Source organism: Legionella erythra, assembly GCF_001467615.1.
In the GTDB taxonomy this organism is placed as follows: Bacteria; Pseudomonadota; Gammaproteobacteria; order Legionellales; family Legionellaceae; genus Legionella_C; species Legionella_C erythra.
Window position 1 is genome coordinate 1 of record NZ_LNYA01000024.1, and the last position, 18,094, is coordinate 18,094.

Consider the following 18,094-nt stretch of genomic DNA (forward strand, 5'->3'; position numbering starts at 1 on the left):
AAGAATCTCCTCCCGCATAGATTATGAGAAAATTCTACTTTTGGCATCAGTTATTTTTCGGGGGGATTACCCTTTCATCTTACGGCGGGTCAGGTTTACGATCAATAGCCATTAAATACGATAAAACGGCTTGACATTTTCCTGGGAAAATCCATTGATCGGCTTGGTTATTTCGATTTAGTTAATGATGGTGTGGGATTGGATTATATTTGTTAATTTTTTGATTTTAAATTGGAATTTTTAGTAATTTTGCTTGCGTCACTGTATATAATCTGCAAAGACGCAACAAAATTCGGTTTATGTTATTTAAATTGTTTCAGCTGCAAAAACCGATTTGTCGCAGTAGCTTTTGCTAAAGGTCTATCAGTTTGACCATCATCAGGTGTCTTTTGAATTTAAATCCGAGTCTATTCGCTCGAAGATGATACCAACGATGTCTTTCTGCATTGGTGCTGTTTTTCCGTAAATTACGGGCTTGTTGTCTTAGCATAGATTTGTCCATTGCCCTCTCCCCAAACCCTTTCTCGCGACAGGCATCATCAGACTAGCAAAGCGCCTATCGCGGGAGAGGGGGCATATCGAAGTGAAATTGAAAAATCTGTGCTCAATTCAAGATTAAATCTTATTTAAAAAAACTTCAGGGACGTTGCCTAATGTATCAGTCACTCTCCACCCGTTTCCCCTTAAAAACCGGTTAATACAATTTTGCCGCGCGAACGACCGCTTTCAATCAGTTCATGGGCGCGCTTTAAGTTAGCGGCATTAACCGGTCCAAATTCTTCATTAAGCGTGGTATGAAGGTTGCCTTTATCAACCAATTCACTGACGCGGTCGAGTATGGCATGCTGCCGGATCCGATCGGTTGTTTTATACATGGAGCGGGTAAACATCATTTCCCAATGAATGGACAGGCTTTTTAATTTAAACAGCTTGATATCCAGGTTCGCAGGGTCGTCAATGAGCGCAAATTTGGCCTGTGGTTTCAAGCAGCGAATTAATTCTTCGGCATGCGCATCACTGTGCGTTAAGCTTGCGACATAATCCACCTGGTTGATTTCAAAATGAACGAGTTGTTCGAGCATGGGGTGGGTGTGATCAATGACAAAATGACCACCTTGCTTGAGTATCCAGTCGATACTCTCTTGTCTTGATGCTGTTCCTATAATCGTAAGTGAAGTCAGTTGACGCGCTAATTGCACCAGAATGGAACCCACGCCGCCGGCAGCCCCAGTAATTAGAATGGATGCCTTTTCATCTTGATCAATAGCAAGGCGGTCAAACAACAATTCCCAGGCGGTGAGACTGGTCAAGGGCATGGCGGCCGCCTGCGTAAAAGAAAGGCTCTTTGGTTTTTTTCCAACCAGGTTTTCGTCAATCAGATGGAATTCACTGTTGCACCCGGGCCGCATCAGATCACCGGCATACCAGACCTCATCGCCAGGTTTAAATAGTGATACTTTGGCGCCTATTGCCTTAACGATGCCGGCGGCATCCCAGCCAAGAATGCGGTAATCGCCGCCCTCCGCGTTGGCTTTGACGCGGACTTTGCAATCAACGGGATTAACCGCCACTGCCTTTACTTCGACTAAAAGATCATAATCACCGGGAGTAGGGACGGGTAATTCAATGTCGGTTAAGACATTGGCTGGTCCAGCTTTTTGATAGCCCACTGCTTTCATAACGCTCCTTGCGGCAGATGAATGATCACTAGTATAGTGCCTAAACCGGGGGGATTGTCCAAGAATAAATTCATTTTATGGCAGTGAATTTAAGGCGTATACTTAAAAACACCGCAAACTGATTTGAGAAATCATGAAAAACCTAATCCATGGGATCTTGTTGATGCTGGGCTTTGGTGTGCACGCGGCCGGCAATAATACCATGACGGTGAATGTCGCTCCCCAAGAAGAGCAATTTAAAGTCACACTACAGGCTAATCCCACAACGGGCTATCAGTGGACCGTGCAAACCTACGATCAAACCCTGTTTAAGCTCGTGAGCAGCCAATATGTGGCGCCCGAAACCAAATTGATCGGAGCTGGGGGGCAAATGGTGTTCACCTTTGCAGTGAAGCAAGGGGTTGCCTTGCCCGAAAGCAGCGTGATGACTTTTGTCTATGCCCGACCCTGGGAGCCCAAAGAAGGCACGGCAAAAAACGTCATGATTAAGTTTCAGCCCTAGCCATCATCAGTTGGATAGAGAGGACATGGTCAGGCGTTTACCTGATTCGATTTTTATGTCCTCAAGCAAGGTTTGGAATTGACTTTTGCTGGTCCACAGACTGTTAAATGTTTTATCTTTTATGGCCAGTTCATCGCTTGTCTTAAGTGCTGCGATGTTGACAGGATGCTGTGACAGGGCGCTGACGACCATACGGATGGCGTTAAGGACCTCCTGATACCGCGCGGCTCTATCGTCGATTAAACGAAGCTGATAGAGCGCATGACTCGCCATGTTTTCATGCTGAATGGTTTGCCATAGCTCATTGGCATAGGTTTCGAGCCGGATTAATTGCCTGCTGAGATGAAGTCGCAAGGGATCATTCGGTTTTTTAATATCCAATTTGATTTTATCGACTAATTCCCTGAAAAATCGCTGACATGCTTTGGCGTTGGGACGTTTGTCTTCCTCTGAATGGCACATCCGGTTTAAGAATTCTGCCAGCAGTAATTCGTCATAACTCAAATAAGGCTTGTTGTGCAAGCTGTGGGATTCGCCACGGTTATCGACCATCATGAATTGCTGAACCATGATTTTGCCGAATGAAAAAATATCACTGGCTCTGGAAAACAGATACCCGTTGTCTGTTTCTGTTTCAGGGGCCATGTAACCTCTATCGGATCCATAGCTAACCAGGATGTGGGTGTCGCCATGGGGAAGCCGTTTGGCACGGTTAAAATCAATAATATGGGTATGGCCTTCTTTGGCATCCCAGATAATATTATCAGGCTTTAAATCGGTATGGAGAATATTGCGGCCGTGTAATTCAGCCAGTTGAGCAGCGATTGTGGCGCCAAGATGCAAGGTCGTTAAAGAGCCAAAACTGAATCTGTGTCTGTGTTTGTCGTGCTTTATGTCGTGGCCTGGGTAAAGCAGCATGACAAGAATGGCCTCCTCGACCTGGGCTTCATAGGTTAATGTGCCGATGTCTTCATCCTGATAAGTAACTGTCTTTTTGCGCGTACCCTTGGAAAAGCCAAACGAGCAATGAAGCTCTTCGAGGAGATGATGTTCATCCTGAGCTTCCGTGAGCGCGCTTTCCCGATCGATTACTCCCAGGGTTCCCCCTTGGGAGTAATCGGTAATTTTAACGGCATAGACAGCTTCAGGGATCACGTCGCCGGTGTCGGCATCAAGGCACCGGGCTTTGAACACTTCACCAAAAGTGCCGGCCCCAAGCCTCTGATTCAGTAAGAAATAGGCCGGTTTATCTTGGTGATAAACTTTGACAAGGATTAACTCAGGGTTTTCACGGACGACATGGACATTGACCGTTTTACTATTAGCCAAGGTATGGATGCCTTGCTGAATAAGCTGCTTGTCTTTTTCTATTGTTTGGGTGACGACACAGGAAGTGGTGCTCACATCATCTCTATTGTAAACAAAATTACCCCATAGGTTAACAAAATAACATTAAGGATATATTAATTGCATTTGTGGCAACAAAAGACCTTAAGCAGTGGTATATCAGGAAGATGAACGGCACGAAAGAATTTGCCGTATTTGGGAGAAGAGAAAGCAAGTTTTTGAACTTCAAGCAGATGCTCTCCAGTGGCAGGAATAATAAAAAGCCCCTCTGATTTGGCCGCTTTAAGGTTTGTCTCGTCATCATCGACCAGGCAAGTCGGACCATGATAATTCAGTTCCGACTGAATGGCATGAATATGCTGATTTTTATTGGCGCCCTGCAGGGGTAATGGCAGCCAGGATTGAATACAAATCCGGTCCGCTTCAGAAGGCTCAAGACCAATAATTTCCCTGAGGTAGCGTGGAAAAAGCAATTCGCCAAAGCTGTTGAACGACGCAATGGCCACGTGATGGCCTTTTTTGAGCAGTAGTTGGAATGTATGTTTCCAAATCTCGGTGCCACCCAGAGGCTCTATTTTGCTTAGGATTTGCCATGACTCCTCGAGATTGCCCGAGGAGTCAGTCAGTAGGTTGTGCGTATTTTGTGAAACAATGGTTCCATCAAAATCAAAAATAAAAAGCATGACCGTTCTTATTCACCGTCAGTTATTCGCAATCTTTTTACGAAAGGGCAGGTAACGGGGTTCCCAGAAAATGTCCTGAATTAATTGCTCCAGATCCAAGTCCTGATTTTTTTGGGCAAGGCCTTCGGCAATGGCTGTTTTGGCGACCGCCACGGCAATGTTTTTAGCCACAGTCTGGGCATCGTCGAGAGAAGGCAATAAGGGCAGGAAACTGTCTTTTTTACTGGGGGAGTGCTTGCTAAGCGCTTCGGCAGCGGCCCAAATCATCCCTTTGGATAAACGCGAAGCGCCAACAGCCAGAATGCCTAAGCCAATACCCGGGAAAACCAGGGCATTGTTACATTGGGCAATGTCCACCAGACGGTTCTGGTATTCAACAGCAGGGAAGGCAGTTCCCGTCGCAATCAAGGCCCGTCCCTGACTCCAGGCGAGAATGTCCGCGGGTTGAGCTTCGCATTTTTCATCCGGGTTAGACAGGGGGAAGATGACCGGTCGTTCGCAGGTTCTGGACATGGTTTCGATAATATCCTGCGAAAAAGCTCCGGGTTGGGCTGAGCAACCAATTAAAATCGTGGGTTTGACATGGCGAACGGTATCGGTCAATGAGGGGTGTTGGCGATCATTGATGGACCAGGCGGCGACATCGGCCATTTTCCGGGCGTAGGGTTGCTGCGCTTCAGTGAGTTCCTGATCGCATTCCAGCAAAAGCCCCTGACGATCGATAAGCCAGAAGTGGCGATAGGCTTCTTCTGCGCTTAAGCCGCGCCGCATCAGGGCATCAACAATCTGATCGCTGATACCGGTGCCTGCCGAGCCTGCGCCAAAAACCACGATGCAATGATCTTCAAGCGGCTTGCCGGTTACATCACAGGCGGCCAGTAAAGCGGCCAGGGTGACCGCCCCGGTCCCCTGAATATCATCGTTAAAGGTACACAATTCATCCTGGAATTTATCGAGGATGCGCCGGGCGTTGCCGCGGCCGAAATCCTCCCAATGCAGGAAGGCATTGGGAAAATGCTGGCGTATGGCGCTGACGAAGGCAGAAATAAACGCGTCGTATTGTTCAGCATTGATACGGGGATGACGGCATCCCAGGTACATGGGATCATTGAGCAGATCTTGATTATTGGTACCGACATCAAGAAAAACAGGCAATGTGCGGGTGGGATCAATGCCGCCGCAGAGGCTGTAAACCATGAGTTTGGCGACGGGGATGTCCATGCCGCCAATGCCCTGATCGCCAATGCCCAAGACCCCTTCGCCATCCGTTACCACGATGAGATCAATCTCGGGATTGGAGCGGTTGGTTACGATCTCCTCAAGCCAGTTCTTATCGGAATGGGCAATATAAAGTCCACGTGGTTGACGGTATTCATGGCTGAAACGCTTGACCGCCGTACCGACGATGGGGGTGTATATGGTGGGTAGCATTTCGGCGAGGTGTCGGCTTAGTAATTTATAAAAAAGGACCTGATTTTTGTCATGCAGATTATTGAGGTAGATATTCTGCTGCAAGCGCGTGGTGTAGCCTGAGTATTGCAGATAGGCGCGTTTGACCTGCTCATCCAGTGTTTCGATACGGTGCGGCAACTTCCCTAAAAGGCCAAACGCTCGGCGCTCCTCATGGGTAAAGGCGGTGCTTTTATTGAGTTGAGGAATGGTTAACAGGGGTTTACCGGTTATCGAAGTTTCTATGAAGAGCTCGCCTGTCTCGTCATCGCGTACAATTTTAAAGTCCAGCATAATGTTTCATCATCGCTTAAATCGCTATACCTTAACGAATTGCTAAAATTTATTCAATCTGGGGGTCATAAAATATCGCTTGTTCTTATTGCATGCAGGTCGATGCTGTCTCGGGGTTGAGATCTTACGCAAGGCTTTCACTCTGTGGTAATATTCCTTCTTCCAATCGAGCGAACCCCGAGGTTTCTGATGTTGAGATTTGTGGTCATGGTGTGGGCAATGTTCATGCTCAATTCCTGCGCGGCTCATGATGAGCGTTATTACCGCTTGAATCCGCCGGAACTGATTAGCGTGATGAAAGCCTGTCCTGAAAAACAACCCCGCCACTTAAGCTGCGATGAATTAAAGCCGGTGTTTGCCGAGGTCAGCCAGCTGGCCTATCAATTGCAAATCAACCCGCAGCGTTTTGGTTACCGTATTTTAAGCCTTCAGGAGGAGTTGGGTAAACAGCAGGCTCTGCTTGCTCAAAATCCAAACCAACCGCAGCTCGCGGCTGACATTGAAAAAAAACAACGGCAATTGGCCGAATTAATGGCCATCGTGAGATGGCTTGAAGCACCGGAAGGATAACCATGAAAATTCTGGTTAGTAATGACGATGGGGTATATAGTCCGGGCATTCGGGCCTTGGCCAATGAAATGTCAACGATCGCCGAGGTGTTTGTGGTCGCCCCTGACAGAAACCGCAGTGGTGCCAGTAATTCCTTGACCCTGACCCGTCCCTTGCGGGTCAAACAGCTCGATAATGGCTATTACAGCGTGGAAGGAACGCCGACGGATTGCGTGCACCTTGCCGTGACGGGTTTTCTTGAACCGGATGTCATGGATATGGTGGTTTCCGGTATTAATGATGGTTCCAATCTCGGGGATGATATTCTTTATTCAGGGACGGTGGCCGCGGCGATGGAAGGGCGCTATCTGGGCTTGCCGGCCATTGCCTTTTCGATGGCAGGAAACGGCAATATTCAGCATTACGACACGGCCGCGGTGATAGCCCGGCAATTAGTGACTAAAATTAAGGCAGACCTGTTGCCGCTGCAGACCATTCTCAATGTTAATATCCCTGATTTGCCGCTGCAGCAGATTAAGGGCATCGAGGTCACGCGGTTAGGGACACGCCATGGTGCGGAGCCCATGATTAAGCAAACCGACCCCCGTGGCCGTCCGATTTATTGGGTCGGCTTACCAGGCTCTGAAGCAGATGCCGGGCCCGGAACTGACTTTCATGCAGTAAGCCATGGTTTTGTGTCGATAACGCCTTTAAATCTGGACATGACGCATTACAAGGTCTTTGATCAATTATCAAATTGGGTGGATGGCATCAATTGGGAATAATCCGCATTTTTTCCTATTTATATGACAAAATGATTCGCTGGTCAGGGCACAGCCATGCGCCTTATTACTTAGCCGGCGTTTCGTTTGCCGAATCGTCTTTTTTCCCCATTCCCCCGGATGTCATGTTGATCGCCATGGGGTTGGCAGCTCCGCAAAAATCCTGGCGTTATGCCTTTATCACCACGGTTTTTTCCGTACTGGGCGGCCTGTTTGGTTATCTCATTGGTTTTTTTGGTATTGAATTGCTGTCTCACTGGTTAAACGGCTCTTCCTATTACCAAAGTTATCTGCAGGTGGTGGATCTGTTTAAACACTATGGCTTATGGATTATTTTTATCGCCGGGTTTTCCCCCATCCCCTATAAACTGTTTACCATTGCCGCGGGGGCTCTGCATATGGCCATCCTGCCCTTTGTTTTGGCCTCGTTTTTAGGAAGGGGGCTGCGGTTTTTTTTAGTTTCCGGCATTTTATTCTATGTGGGCGACCGTATTGAGACTAAACTCCGAGCAATCATTGATTGGTTAGGTTGGCTTGCGGTATTGCTTATCGTGTTCGGGTTTATCGTGGCGAAATACATTGTCTGAGAGTTTTTCTATCATGCGCAGGCTTATACTGGTGTTGATTATTGCATTGCTTGCAGGTTGCGGTGAACGAACGGATTTGGCACCCGTTGAAGAATTAAAATGGCAACCCCATATTAACTCTCAAGGGATTCACATTGTCCGTCCCGGCGAAACATTGTATGCCGTGGCGTTTCGCTACGATACCGACTTCAGGCAGCTGGCGGCTTATAACCGGTTGCGAAGCCCTTATGCTTTACGGGTTGGGCAAGTATTGAGGATTAGGAAAGCCATTTATACTCCGCGGAGTAAACATTATCCTTACCGGCAGACTACCCCCGCCGTCAAACGATGGCAACCGGCCCCTGAGAGAAAAAAATACACGGTGCCGGCGAAACGGGGATGGTTCTCAGTGCCTCGGCGTTACGGGGCGTGGCAGTGGCCTGCTCAAGGACGAGTCGTCACCGGTTTTGTTCCTGGGCAGGGAAAAAAAGGCATAGATATTGCTGGTAAAAAAGGCGACCTGGTTCGGGCTTCTGCGAATGGGGTTGTCGCCTATGCAGGCAGTGGGCTGTCGGGCTATGGTAATTTAATTATCATTAAGCATGACGGGCAATTTTTAACTGCCTACGGCAACAATCTTCATAATCGGGTAAAAGAAGGCCAACGTGTTAAAGCCGGGCAAATAATTGCCGACATGGGAATAATAGACAGGAAATTTTTTGGCGTGCATTTTGAAATTCGACGCTCAGGCCAACCTGTCAATCCCATGAGTTATTTGCAGAGAGGTTGACAGTAAACAGGCTATTGCTGCAAAAATAGGATAAGTGTTTCTTCTTCGTATGGATTTAAACACAATAGGTGAAATCATGCAGACTGAAGACGATTCTACAAAAGAGACAGCGGTTCCCGAAGAAGAGTGGGAAGAGTCTGCTGACGAGTCGTTGCTCCTGGAAGAGGATCTGGTAGTCAACGATGAAGAAGAGCAACCCGATTTTTCGGATGAAGAGACATTCCCCAGTTTCCAACGCGGCCGGCAGGCAGCCAAGGTCATGGATGCCACTCAGCTTTACTTAAGCGAGATAGGCTTTTCGCCGCTGCTTTCAGCCGAAGAGGAAGTGCATTATGCGCGTCTGGCGCTCAAAGGGGATGCGGCCGCACGTAAAAAGATGATTGAATCCAACCTCCGTCTGGTGGTCAAAATTTCCAGGCGATACCTAAACCGGGGTTTGCCCTTGCTTGATTTAATTGAAGAAGGCAACCTGGGGCTGATGAAGTCCGTGGAAAAATTCGATCCGGATCGCGGTTTCCGTTTTTCGACGTACGCAACCTGGTGGATTCGACAAACCATTGAACGGGCGATTATGAATCAGACCCGCACCATCCGCTTGCCTATTCATGTGGTGAAGGAATTGAATGTCTATCTTCGCGCAGCCCGCCAGTTGACGCAAAAGCTCGATCACGAACCCTCCGCTGAAGAAATCGCCGAGATGGTGGATAAGCCTCTCGAAGATGTTGAAAAATTATTGGGTTTGAATGACAAAGTCGCCTCGGTGGATACGCCCATTGGTTATGATGAAAACAAATCCCTGCTGGATACCATCGCGGATGAAAACAGCATGAATCCGGCCGAGTTGTTGACCGACGAGAATCTGCGTGCGCATATTGAGTCGCTACTCGATAAACTGACAGAAAACCAGCAACAGGTCATTGCCCGCCGCTTTGGTTTGCGTGGTTTTGAAAAAGCCACCCTGGAAGATGTCGGCAAGGAGATTGACTTGACGCGCGAGCGTGTGCGGCAAATTCAGGTGGAGGCCTTAAAAACCCTGCGCAGCCTGCTTGAGCGGGTGGGTTTAACCCAGGAAGATTTATTTTAAATGGTTAGAAAAAAAAACCCGGCCTTGGCCGGGTTTTTTCTTCCTGACAGCTTGGCTCAGTGGCCTATGACATAGATGCCAAAGGCAGGGTTTGCCAGCATTGCGAATAGTCTTTCTGCCTTGCCGGATGCGCCATCGCCATCGGATTGACCAGCCAGGTTTCGTTGGTTTCAAACATAAACGCCAGGGTATTTTTATACTGCACAGGCTTTAATGTTTCCTGAAGCGCCTGTTGATAGGCAGTGTTATCAGGCCCATGCGCGGTCATGCAATTGTGAATGCTGACGCCGCCTGGTAAAAAACCATCTGGCTTGGCATCGTATTCCCCCATAATTAACCCCATCAGCTCACTCATGATATTGCGGTGGAAGTAAGGGGGGCGGAAGGTGTGTTCCGCCACCATCCATCGTGGCGGAAAAATCACAAAATCCAGATTGGCCATACCGGGCACGTGGCTTTCAGACGTCAACACGGTAAAAATGGACGGATCGGGATGATCAAAGCTTACGGTATTGATGGTATTAAATAGCGACAGATCGTAACTGTAAGGCGCATAATTCCCCTGCCAGGCCACCACATTGAGCGGGGAGTGGCGGCTGTCGGCAACCCAGAGTCGGTGTTGGTATTTGCAAATCAATTGCACCGCTTCATGCTGCTCCTCATAAGCGGCAGAGGGGTATAGAAAATGACGCGGGTTGGCGAGTCCATTGGCGCCGATGGGGCCTAATTGCGGCAATGTGAGCGGTATACCGGCATTTTCGCAAAGGTAACCTGCGACAAACGGGCTGTTTAATTCCACCCGGAATTTGACCCCGCGCGGTATAACGGCGATTTTGCCCGGTCCTATGGCCAGTTTACCCAGTTCAGTGTGAAGCAGCATGTCGCCTAGGTAAGGCACCAGCAGCATTTCACCGTCGCTGTTATAAAAATACCGCTTGTGCATGGAGAGGTTGCACTGGTAAAGAAAAGCATTGTTACTGGTATTGCCGGCTAAATGAAAAAGCCCGTCGATGAAATCGGTTGGCTTCTCCGGCGCAGGGAAAGGCGACCAGCGGAAAGGGTTTGGTGGCTGCAGCGCATCAAATTGGACTAAGGCTTGCTCACGATAAGGGACGTAATCGCCCTGAATAACCGACGGTGCTGTCCGGTAAAGCCAGCTTCGCAGATTCAAATGGCGGGGCCTGGTAAAGGCACTGCCGCTTAATTGTTCGGCATAAAGACCGAAAGGGCATTCCTGAGGCGAATTTTGTTCTTTGGGTAAAGAACCCGGGATTGCTTCCGTTTGATGAAAGTTGCCAAAGCCTGCGAGATACACTCAATGCCTCCTCCCTTGCAAAATAGGCCACTAGCATAGCTTGAAGCGAACAGGCTTGTCGAGTTGATTCAGTCTCCCGTTCTTTTTATTCCCTGAACAGGGTATAATTTGACGATTTGACAGTATAGAGGTAGAGGCAATGGCCGGTCATAGTAAATGGGCGAATATCAAATTCAGGAAAGGTGTTCAGGATGCCAAACGCGGGAAAATTTTTACCAAATTAATCCGTGAAATTACCGTATCCGCAAGAATGGGTGGCGGCGATGAATCGTCGAATCCCCGACTTCGTGATGCCGTGGTTAAAGCGCTGAAAGCCAACATGAAGCGTGACACCATCGACAATGCCATCAAGCGTGGCGCAGGCGGTTTGGATGGTGAGAATATGATGGAAATGCGCTATGAGGGTTACGGTCCCGGCGGAGTCGCCATCCTGGTTGATTGTTTATCCGATAACAAAAACCGTACCGTTTCGGAAGTCAGGCACGCCTTTACCAAGCATGGCGGTAATCTGGGTACTGACGGTTCCGTTGCTTATCTTTTTACCAAGCAAGGCGCAATCCTGCTGGCTGCCGATCAACCGGAAGAGGCGGTGATGGAGCTGGCCATTGATGCGGGCGCTGAGGATGTTCTGGTTGAGGATGGGCAAATTGAAGTCATAACCAGTGTGGAAACCTATCATGCCGTGCTGAATGCTTTGCAGGAAGCCGGTTTTGAAATTGAACAATCCGGTTTAACCATGAATGCGCAAACCCAGGTGGCTATTGATACCGAATCGGCAGAGACCCTGATTAAGTTAATTGACATGCTGGAAGATTTGGATGATGTGCAGGAGGTACACAGTAATGCACAGTTTCCGGAGGCTTTACTGGAATCCATGTCCTGATGAGCATCATTCTAGGTATTGATCCTGGCTCACGAGTCACGGGCTATGGGATCATCCGGGAGGAAAAGCAGCGGATTCTTTATGTTGACAGTGGTTGCATCCGTACGGCAGAGGGCGAATTAAGCCAGCGCCTGCTGGAAATTTTTGATGGCATTTGCCAGTTAATGGATAATTTCAGCCCCGATGAAATTGCCATTGAACAGGTCTTTATGCACCAAAACCCCAATTCGGCATTGAAATTGGGGCATGCCCGCGGCGCGGCCATGGTGGCCGCTGCTTCCCATCGCGTAAGGATCAGTGAGTATTCGCCTCGTGAGGTGAAGCTGGCGCTTGTGGGTTATGGCGGGGCGACGAAGGAGCAGGTCAAGCAAATGGTTGTTCATTTGCTGATGTTAAACAGCGCGCCACAAAGCGATGCGGCAGATGCCCTGGCTATTGCCATTTGCCACAGTCATCGACGTCAAAGTCTGTTGGCGCGTCAACAGGCACACCTCAGGAGGGTAAAACAATGATTGGCTGGTTGCAGGGAAAAATTGTTGATAAGGAGCATCCTGGAAAAATGGTTCTGGATGTCAATGGTGTGGGGTACGACATTGAAACGTCTTTACCCACTTTTTTTGAAGTCGAGTCCAGGGATGGGTTGCTGGGATTGCATATCCATACGATCGTGCGCGAAGATGCCTTGCTGCTTTATGGCTTCGCGGACAAGCAGGAACGAGCCCTGTTCCGGGCGTTGCTCAAGGTCAACGGCATTGGTCCCAAAGTAGCGTTGAGTATCCTGTCAAGCATTACCCCCAGCGAATTTATTCAGTGTGTTCATCAGAACAATACCCTGCAACTGACCAATATACCCGGGATTGGTAAAAAAACAGCAGAACGTCTGGTGATGGAGATGAAAGATAATCTGAATCATTTGGCTCAAGTCGAATCATTCCACCTGTTCGCCTCCAAGACGACTGGCGGCCTGCATCAGGATCAGCAGGAAGCGATCAGTGCCCTTGAGGCATTGGGTTATAAAGCCCAGGATGCGATGAAAGTGATTAAAAAAATTGATGACGGCACCAAAACCTGCGAGCAATTGATTCGGCAGGCTTTGCAACTCCTGGCAGTAAGGGCTTAATCGTTTTCCACTAGTGGGATGAACCATCGCCTCGCCGCTGAAGGGGAGGCGGACATTATTCCGCGAATTGTTCCTTTGAATTATCCTGACGCAGTGGGAAGTAAACACGGACAATGAGACCTGTGCCCTCCAGGGGTGAATCCAGTTCCACTTTACCACCATGGAGATCGGTAATTTGCCTGACAATGGCAAGGCCTAAGCCGCTGCCGGGACTTTTGTTGCCTAATACCCGGAAGAAACGTTCGAAGACGCGTGATTGCAATTCACTGGGAATCCCGGGGCCGTTATCACGCACTTCAAGAACCATGTCGTCGTTTTTCTGATAAACCTGGACCAGCACTTTACCGGCATCTTTACAATAGCGGATAGCATTGTCTACCAGGTTGCGGATAAGGATACTGATGGCCGTGAGGTTGCCGGCAAATTCAGGCAGGTTTTCTTCATGTTCAAATTCCAGCTCAATCTGCTTTTCGACGGCGCTTGGCGCCAGCATGGCCAAGACTTCGCGGGTAATTTTTACCAGATTTACTGCATCGATATCATTCAGGGAATTGGCTTCCGGAACCAGTTTGCTCATGGTTAAAAGCTGTTGGACAATATGGGTACTGCGGTTCACGCTGGCAATGAGCTTTTGCAAGGCCTGGTTTTTTTCCTCGATATCATTAGTATTTAAAGCAACCTGTGCCTGGGCTTTGAGTGCGGCCAGCGGTGTTCGCAATTCATGAGCTGCATCGGCGGCAAAACGCTTCTCGCGCTCAAAGCCTTCCTGCAGGCGATAAAACAATTTGTTTAATTCATCAATCACCGGTTTGATCTCTTCCGGTACCTCTTCAAGATCAACGGGTTTTAAATGGGTGGGGGCACGGTTAGCCACTTCCTGCGCGACACGATCAAGGCTGTCAAGGCCGCGTCCGATAATAATCCATATCAGCAAGCCCGAAAGCGGGAAGGTCAGCAACATGATGTAAAGATCATCCTGGGCAATGCGATGACCCAATTCATTACGGGTGTCATAGCGTTCAGCGAGGACGGTGCGAATACCGGCTTTGTCGTTATACGTGGTAAATACCCGCCATTTCTGATCCGATAGGTATTTATCGCTAAAACCATCTTCTTCCGCGGTTAGGGGGATTTTGGGGGCAGTGGATGAATGCAGAAGTAATTTCCCCCCATTGGTCCAGACCTGAAAATTAAATTTGTCGAGGTAATTTTTAGGCGGCAGATCGTTTAAAAAACGCCGTTGGTAATAGTTTTCGATTTTCTGAGGAATAATTTCGAGATTATTCTGAATCTTAACCAGAGGGCGTTCATGCAAATCATCGCCGAGCAAAGCCTGATAGGATAGGGCTGAAATCGCCATCAGTGTATCCAGGTGTTCCTGAATATCCTTTTGATCAAGATAATAATTACCTATAGCCGTTAACGTCGTGGTGATCGTGATAGCCAATAGAAGGTTGATCAGTAAAAATTTGCGTATGGATGATTTCACAGATGTCAGTTACTCTCGTTTTTTTCGGCCATATACCCTACACCGCGTATTGTACGAATGAAATTGGCATTCAATTTTTTACGCAGGTTATGAATATGAACTTCCAGAGCATTGCTGTCAACGTCTTCATCCCATCCATAGATGCTCTGCATTAGCTGTTCTCTGGAGAGCACCTGACCACTGTTTTCCAACAGTTTCTGCAACAGGGCAAATTCGCGGCGGGGAACATTGACCATGACGTCGTCAACGTACACCGTATGGGCGGCCGGATCAAGCGTAACATTGCGGTATTGCAAGACGGAATCGGCACGGCCGGTTGAGCGTCGGACCAAGGCCCTGACCCGGGCGCTCAGTTCGTTTAAATCAAAAGGTTTAATCAGATAATCATCGGCGCCGCTGTCGAGGCCCTTAACCCGGTCTTCTATTGATTCTCGCGCTGTCAGGATGATAACCGGCGTCGAGTTGCCTTCGTTGCGAATGGCCTGTAAAAACCCAAGGCCGGATAGCTTCGGCAAACCCAGATCAAGAATAATCAGTTCGAATGATTCAGCTTTTACGGCGGCACGGGCAGCCTCGCCATCTTTAAGCCAGTCCACAATATACCCGAATTGCGTCAAACCGGCCTTGACGGCATCACCAAGTAATTCATCATCTTCTACCAGTAGCAATCTCATGGTTTGCTCCAAATGTTATGGCAGACTTTTCCCGGAGTCCCTGGAGGGTTGGTTTTCGTCTTCCTTTTCGATAAGGTGCCGACTTAAATAAATGGCCTGTAGAAACACAAAAAGTAATGTTAATCCCGCACCGCCGAATAATTTAAAATTGACCCAGACATCGGTGCTGTAATGGTAGGCCACGTAGAGGTTTAGAATGCCCATCAGAATAAAAAAAACAGCCCAGGCATAATTTAAGCGATACCAGGTCTGCATGGGCAGCTGAATGTTATGTTCTATCATTTTCTGTATCAGTGTGCGGTTGCCGATAAAGCGTGAGCCTAAAAAAACCAGTGCTGTCAACCAATAGATGCCGGTTGGTTTCCATTTGATAAACCAGGGATCGTGAAGAATGAGGGTGGCGCCACCTAAAATAAAAATAATGCCAAGACCTATCAGATGCATTTTTTCGTAGCGTTGGTACTTGAGCCTGAAAAAGATCACCTGGATTAGGGAGGAAACCATCGCGACAGCGGTAGCATAATAGATGCCATACAGTTTATAGGTGATAAAGAATAGAAGTATCGGAAAAAAGTCAAACAATAATTTCATGAGTGTTTGCTAATTTTTACAGGCAGTTAAGTTATAATTAAGTATAACACACCATTTACCATCAACTTGCAAGGAAGTTTGCCTATATTTACTTTTCTTTACGGTGTTTTAGCGCCTTCGTTATTAATTTCTTCCTTTTTGCTGTCAATGCGTCAATTAAGTACTATGATTGTATAATGTTTGAACACTTGCTGTTGAGGGTGGCAAGTACCAAAAGCATAAGAATCCAACGGATATAAGATACTGGCACGTTCCCCATAAAGGGGATGGCGTGGTAGAGAAGCTGCCGATTCACCGCGGCCTGAGGTGATCGTTGTTTGATTTAGCCATGAAGGAATGGGACTATGGGGTTTTTTATTGATAAGAGTGCAACCAAAAAAGTATTGGTTTTAGGGGATAAGGCGAGCGGGAAAAGAACGTTTTTGCTTTATTACAAAGATAATTTATGGGTACAGGATACCGGGCCGTTTTCCACGTTAAAGCTTACTGATCAGGATGAGAACATCGCTATTGCTTTTGATTTAAATCAGGTCATGGATGGAAAAACAATGCCTTCCCCGCGGGAAAAGGTCAAGTATGATTTGATTCTTATCCTGGGTGATTTGTCTTCGGAGCATTTTAAAGAGACCTGTAACGGCGGCAGGGATTGTGCCGAGCGCTTTTTTCCGCAGGTCAGCCGGATGATCGTGGGGACTAAAGCCGATGAGAAATTACCGGGCAACAACAGCGACAATATGGCCATTGAAACCTCGGCAAAGACTGGAGAAGGGTTTAATAATTTCAAGCGGGTTTTTTTACATAAATTAAAAATGACGCCTGATGGTTCACAGGCGCATCAGCCATTTTCTATCGGCAATAACTAACCGAGAATTAACTTCTGGCCTGGCTTAAGCAGCCGGCTGTTAATATGTGGATTTAAACGCGTCAGGTTGGCTATGGTGGTGTTGTAGCGCTTAGCAATCCGGCTTAGGTTATCGCCCGCTTTAACCGTATAAATGCCAGCCTTTACTACGCGTTTCCATATGATTAATTGTTGTCCCTTACGTAACAAGGCCTGGTTGGGTATTTTGTTCCAACGGCGTATTTCTGATGCCTTGACATTGTATTTGGTCTCAAGGGTATGGAAACTGTCGCCAGGTTGAACAATATGAAGCACTTTATAAGTCTGGGTGGTTGCCGGCGTATCCGGTGTATTGAGAACAGTGGGCCGTTTGGAGGCTGCCACGCTGGTGTTTTTACTGCTGGGTATTAACAGGAACTGCCCGGCCTTTAATTTTTCTGAATGCAGCTGGTTCAGTTCACGTATCATTTTAACCGTGGTGAAATAACGCTGCGCAATGGAATTGAGGCTGTCGCCGCTTTTTACCTGATGACGGGTCAGGCTTACGCGTTTTTCCTGAGGAACCAAGGCTAAGTTGCGGTTAAAATAAGCCACTCTATCAGCGGGGATTAACAACTTAAAAGGTTTATAAGGGGCTGTTGCCCAGCGGTTATAGCCGGGATTCAATTTAATCAGGTCGCTGTAGGAAATGCCTGCCAGCTTGGCTGCATGGTTTAAGTCAATCTGACTGCCGATATTGACTTCTTCAAAATAGGGCGTGTGCGGAATATCCGGGAGGGTGACATGGTAGCGTTGTGGGTATTTAATAATTTCAGCCAGGGCTAAGAGGCGGGGAACATAGGCTCGCGTTTCTTCAGGGACAGGCAGGCTCCAAAAGCGGATATTGCGTGACTGGCCACTGTTTTTGATCGCTTTGGAGATGGTGCCCTCGCCTGAATCATAGGCGGCGATAGCAAGTATCCAGTTGCCATTGAAGTATTTATTGAGGTACGTCAGGTAATTTAATGCAGCATCGGTGGAGGGGCGGATACTGCGGCGCGCATCAAACCACCAATCCTGTTTTAAACCGAGATTGTTACCGGTTCCTGGCATTAACTGCCATAAACCTGCAGCCCCGGCACCTGAATAGGCAAAGGGATCGTAAGCGCTTTCAATCATGGGCAGCAGGGCAATCTCGCCTGGCATGTTGCGTTTACGGATTTCCGTGACGATATGATAAATGTAAGGCTCGGACCGTGCGAGTTTCTGCAGGTAGCTGGGATGAGCAATTAGCCAGCGTAATTGGGCCTGCACTTCGGGTTGAGTGACCTCATGATTGAGCGTCAACTGGCCGCGTAACACATCCCAGACAGAAGGGATAGAGCTGGTGAATGCGGTCGCGGACATGCCCCAACCGATTGAAAATAAAAGAAACAATCTCGTAACAATTGATGCCTTATACTTCAATGCAAAAGCC

20 protein-coding genes are annotated in these 18,094 nt (G+C 48.0%); 10 read left to right on the plus strand and 10 right to left on the minus strand.

What is annotated here, in order from left to right:
* Positions 1–352: 352 nt before the first annotated feature.
* On the minus strand, positions 353–502 hold the full coding sequence (locus Lery_RS14970; RefSeq protein WP_082657148.1) for a DUF559 domain-containing protein: 150 nt from the start codon (positions 500–502) through the stop codon (positions 353–355).
* A gap of 181 nt (positions 503–683) precedes the next feature.
* The gene (locus tag Lery_RS06795; protein ID WP_058526515.1) at positions 684–1,679 is read right to left on the minus strand and encodes a zinc-binding alcohol dehydrogenase family protein; all 996 of its coding nucleotides are present in this window, start codon (positions 1,677–1,679) and stop codon (positions 684–686) included.
* 133 nt (positions 1,680–1,812) lie between these two features.
* Here Lery_RS06795 and Lery_RS06800 point away from each other — a divergent pair, with 133 nt between their 5' ends.
* Positions 1,813–2,181: a protease inhibitor I42 family protein gene (locus Lery_RS06800; protein WP_058526516.1), complete on the plus strand. Its 369-nt coding sequence runs from the start codon at positions 1,813–1,815 to the stop codon at positions 2,179–2,181.
* 6 nt (positions 2,182–2,187) lie between these two features.
* Here the strand turns inward: Lery_RS06800 and Lery_RS06805 are convergent, their stop codons facing one another.
* From Lery_RS06805 to Lery_RS06815, 3 genes are read right to left on the minus strand one after another with little or no spacing between them, the layout of a single operon-like run.
* Positions 2,188–3,585 carry a protein kinase domain-containing protein gene (locus tag Lery_RS06805; RefSeq protein WP_058526517.1) on the minus strand — a complete coding sequence of 466 codons (1,398 nt, stop codon included), beginning with the start codon at positions 3,583–3,585 and terminating at the stop codon, positions 2,188–2,190.
* Positions 3,586–3,644: 59 nt separating this feature from the next.
* Positions 3,645–4,211 carry a hypothetical protein gene (locus Lery_RS06810; protein WP_058526518.1) on the minus strand — a complete coding sequence of 189 codons (567 nt, stop codon included), beginning with the start codon at positions 4,209–4,211 and terminating at the stop codon, positions 3,645–3,647.
* Between the two features lie 18 nt (positions 4,212–4,229).
* Entirely contained in the window at positions 4,230–5,954 is a 1,725-nt protein-coding gene (locus Lery_RS06815) for an NAD-dependent malic enzyme (protein WP_058526519.1), read from the minus strand.
* 189 nt (positions 5,955–6,143) lie between these two features.
* On the opposite strand from Lery_RS06815, the gene Lery_RS06820 reads away from it, so the two are divergent.
* From Lery_RS06820 to rpoS, 5 genes are all read left to right on the plus strand, one after another.
* The gene (locus Lery_RS06820) at positions 6,144–6,524 is read left to right on the plus strand and encodes a hypothetical protein (RefSeq protein ID WP_065230264.1); all 381 of its coding nucleotides are present in this window, start codon (positions 6,144–6,146) and stop codon (positions 6,522–6,524) included.
* 2 nt (positions 6,525–6,526) lie between these two features.
* Positions 6,527–7,288 (plus strand): 5'/3'-nucleotidase SurE, encoded by a 762-nt coding sequence (surE, locus tag Lery_RS06825; protein ID WP_058526521.1) that lies wholly within the window; start codon positions 6,527–6,529, stop codon positions 7,286–7,288.
* A 29-nt stretch (positions 7,289–7,317) separates the two neighbouring features.
* Positions 7,318–7,872, plus strand: coding sequence for a YqaA family protein (locus Lery_RS06830; protein WP_202814031.1), 555 nt, complete (start codon positions 7,318–7,320; stop codon positions 7,870–7,872).
* 13 nt (positions 7,873–7,885) lie between these two features.
* On the plus strand, positions 7,886–8,641 hold the full coding sequence (locus Lery_RS06835; RefSeq protein WP_058526522.1) for a peptidoglycan DD-metalloendopeptidase family protein: 756 nt from the start codon (positions 7,886–7,888) through the stop codon (positions 8,639–8,641).
* 76 nt (positions 8,642–8,717) lie between these two features.
* Positions 8,718–9,725 carry an RNA polymerase sigma factor RpoS gene (gene rpoS / locus Lery_RS06840; protein ID WP_058526834.1) on the plus strand — a complete coding sequence of 336 codons (1,008 nt, stop codon included), beginning with the start codon at positions 8,718–8,720 and terminating at the stop codon, positions 9,723–9,725.
* A gap of 64 nt (positions 9,726–9,789) precedes the next feature.
* On the opposite strand, the gene hmgA is transcribed toward rpoS, so the two are convergent.
* Positions 9,790–11,040 (minus strand): homogentisate 1,2-dioxygenase, encoded by a 1,251-nt coding sequence (gene hmgA, locus Lery_RS06845; protein ID WP_058526523.1) that lies wholly within the window; start codon positions 11,038–11,040, stop codon positions 9,790–9,792.
* Between the two features lie 139 nt (positions 11,041–11,179).
* Between hmgA and Lery_RS06850 the strand changes: the two genes are divergently transcribed.
* Genes Lery_RS06850 through ruvA form a run of 3 tightly spaced genes read left to right on the plus strand, consistent with a single transcriptional unit; the run spans position 11,180 to position 13,043 of the window.
* Positions 11,180–11,923, plus strand: a complete 744-nt coding sequence (locus tag Lery_RS06850; protein ID WP_058526524.1) for a YebC/PmpR family DNA-binding transcriptional regulator — start codon at positions 11,180–11,182, stop codon at positions 11,921–11,923.
* Positions 11,923–12,435: a crossover junction endodeoxyribonuclease RuvC gene (ruvC, locus tag Lery_RS06855; RefSeq protein ID WP_058526525.1), complete on the plus strand. Its 513-nt coding sequence runs from the start codon at positions 11,923–11,925 to the stop codon at positions 12,433–12,435. The genes Lery_RS06850 and ruvC overlap by 1 nt, the downstream gene beginning before the upstream one ends.
* The gene (gene ruvA, locus Lery_RS06860; RefSeq protein ID WP_058526526.1) at positions 12,432–13,043 is read left to right on the plus strand and encodes a Holliday junction branch migration protein RuvA; all 612 of its coding nucleotides are present in this window, start codon (positions 12,432–12,434) and stop codon (positions 13,041–13,043) included. The genes ruvC and ruvA overlap by 4 nt, the downstream gene beginning before the upstream one ends.
* Before the next feature lie 55 nt (positions 13,044–13,098).
* Here ruvA and Lery_RS06865 read toward each other — a convergent pair whose 3' ends face one another.
* The 3 genes from Lery_RS06865 to Lery_RS06875 are packed head-to-tail and all read right to left on the minus strand — an operon-like array spanning position 13,099 to position 15,797.
* Positions 13,099–14,532, minus strand: coding sequence for an ATP-binding protein (locus Lery_RS06865; RefSeq protein ID WP_058526527.1), 1,434 nt, complete (start codon positions 14,530–14,532; stop codon positions 13,099–13,101).
* Between the two features lie 5 nt (positions 14,533–14,537).
* Positions 14,538–15,206, minus strand: coding sequence for a response regulator (locus Lery_RS06870; RefSeq protein WP_058526528.1), 669 nt, complete (start codon positions 15,204–15,206; stop codon positions 14,538–14,540).
* A gap of 15 nt (positions 15,207–15,221) precedes the next feature.
* The gene (locus tag Lery_RS06875; protein WP_058526529.1) at positions 15,222–15,797 is read right to left on the minus strand and encodes a septation protein A; all 576 of its coding nucleotides are present in this window, start codon (positions 15,795–15,797) and stop codon (positions 15,222–15,224) included.
* A gap of 344 nt (positions 15,798–16,141) precedes the next feature.
* Here Lery_RS06875 and Lery_RS06880 point away from each other — a divergent pair, with 344 nt between their 5' ends.
* Complete coding sequence (locus Lery_RS06880) at positions 16,142–16,660, plus strand: P-loop NTPase family protein (protein WP_058526530.1); 519 nt, start codon at positions 16,142–16,144, stop codon at positions 16,658–16,660.
* Here the strand turns inward: Lery_RS06880 and Lery_RS06885 are convergent.
* Positions 16,657–18,024 carry a lytic transglycosylase gene (locus Lery_RS06885; RefSeq protein ID WP_058526531.1) on the minus strand — a complete coding sequence of 456 codons (1,368 nt, stop codon included), beginning with the start codon at positions 18,022–18,024 and terminating at the stop codon, positions 16,657–16,659. The genes Lery_RS06880 and Lery_RS06885 overlap by 4 nt on opposite strands.
* Between the last annotated feature and the right edge of the window lie 70 nt (positions 18,025–18,094).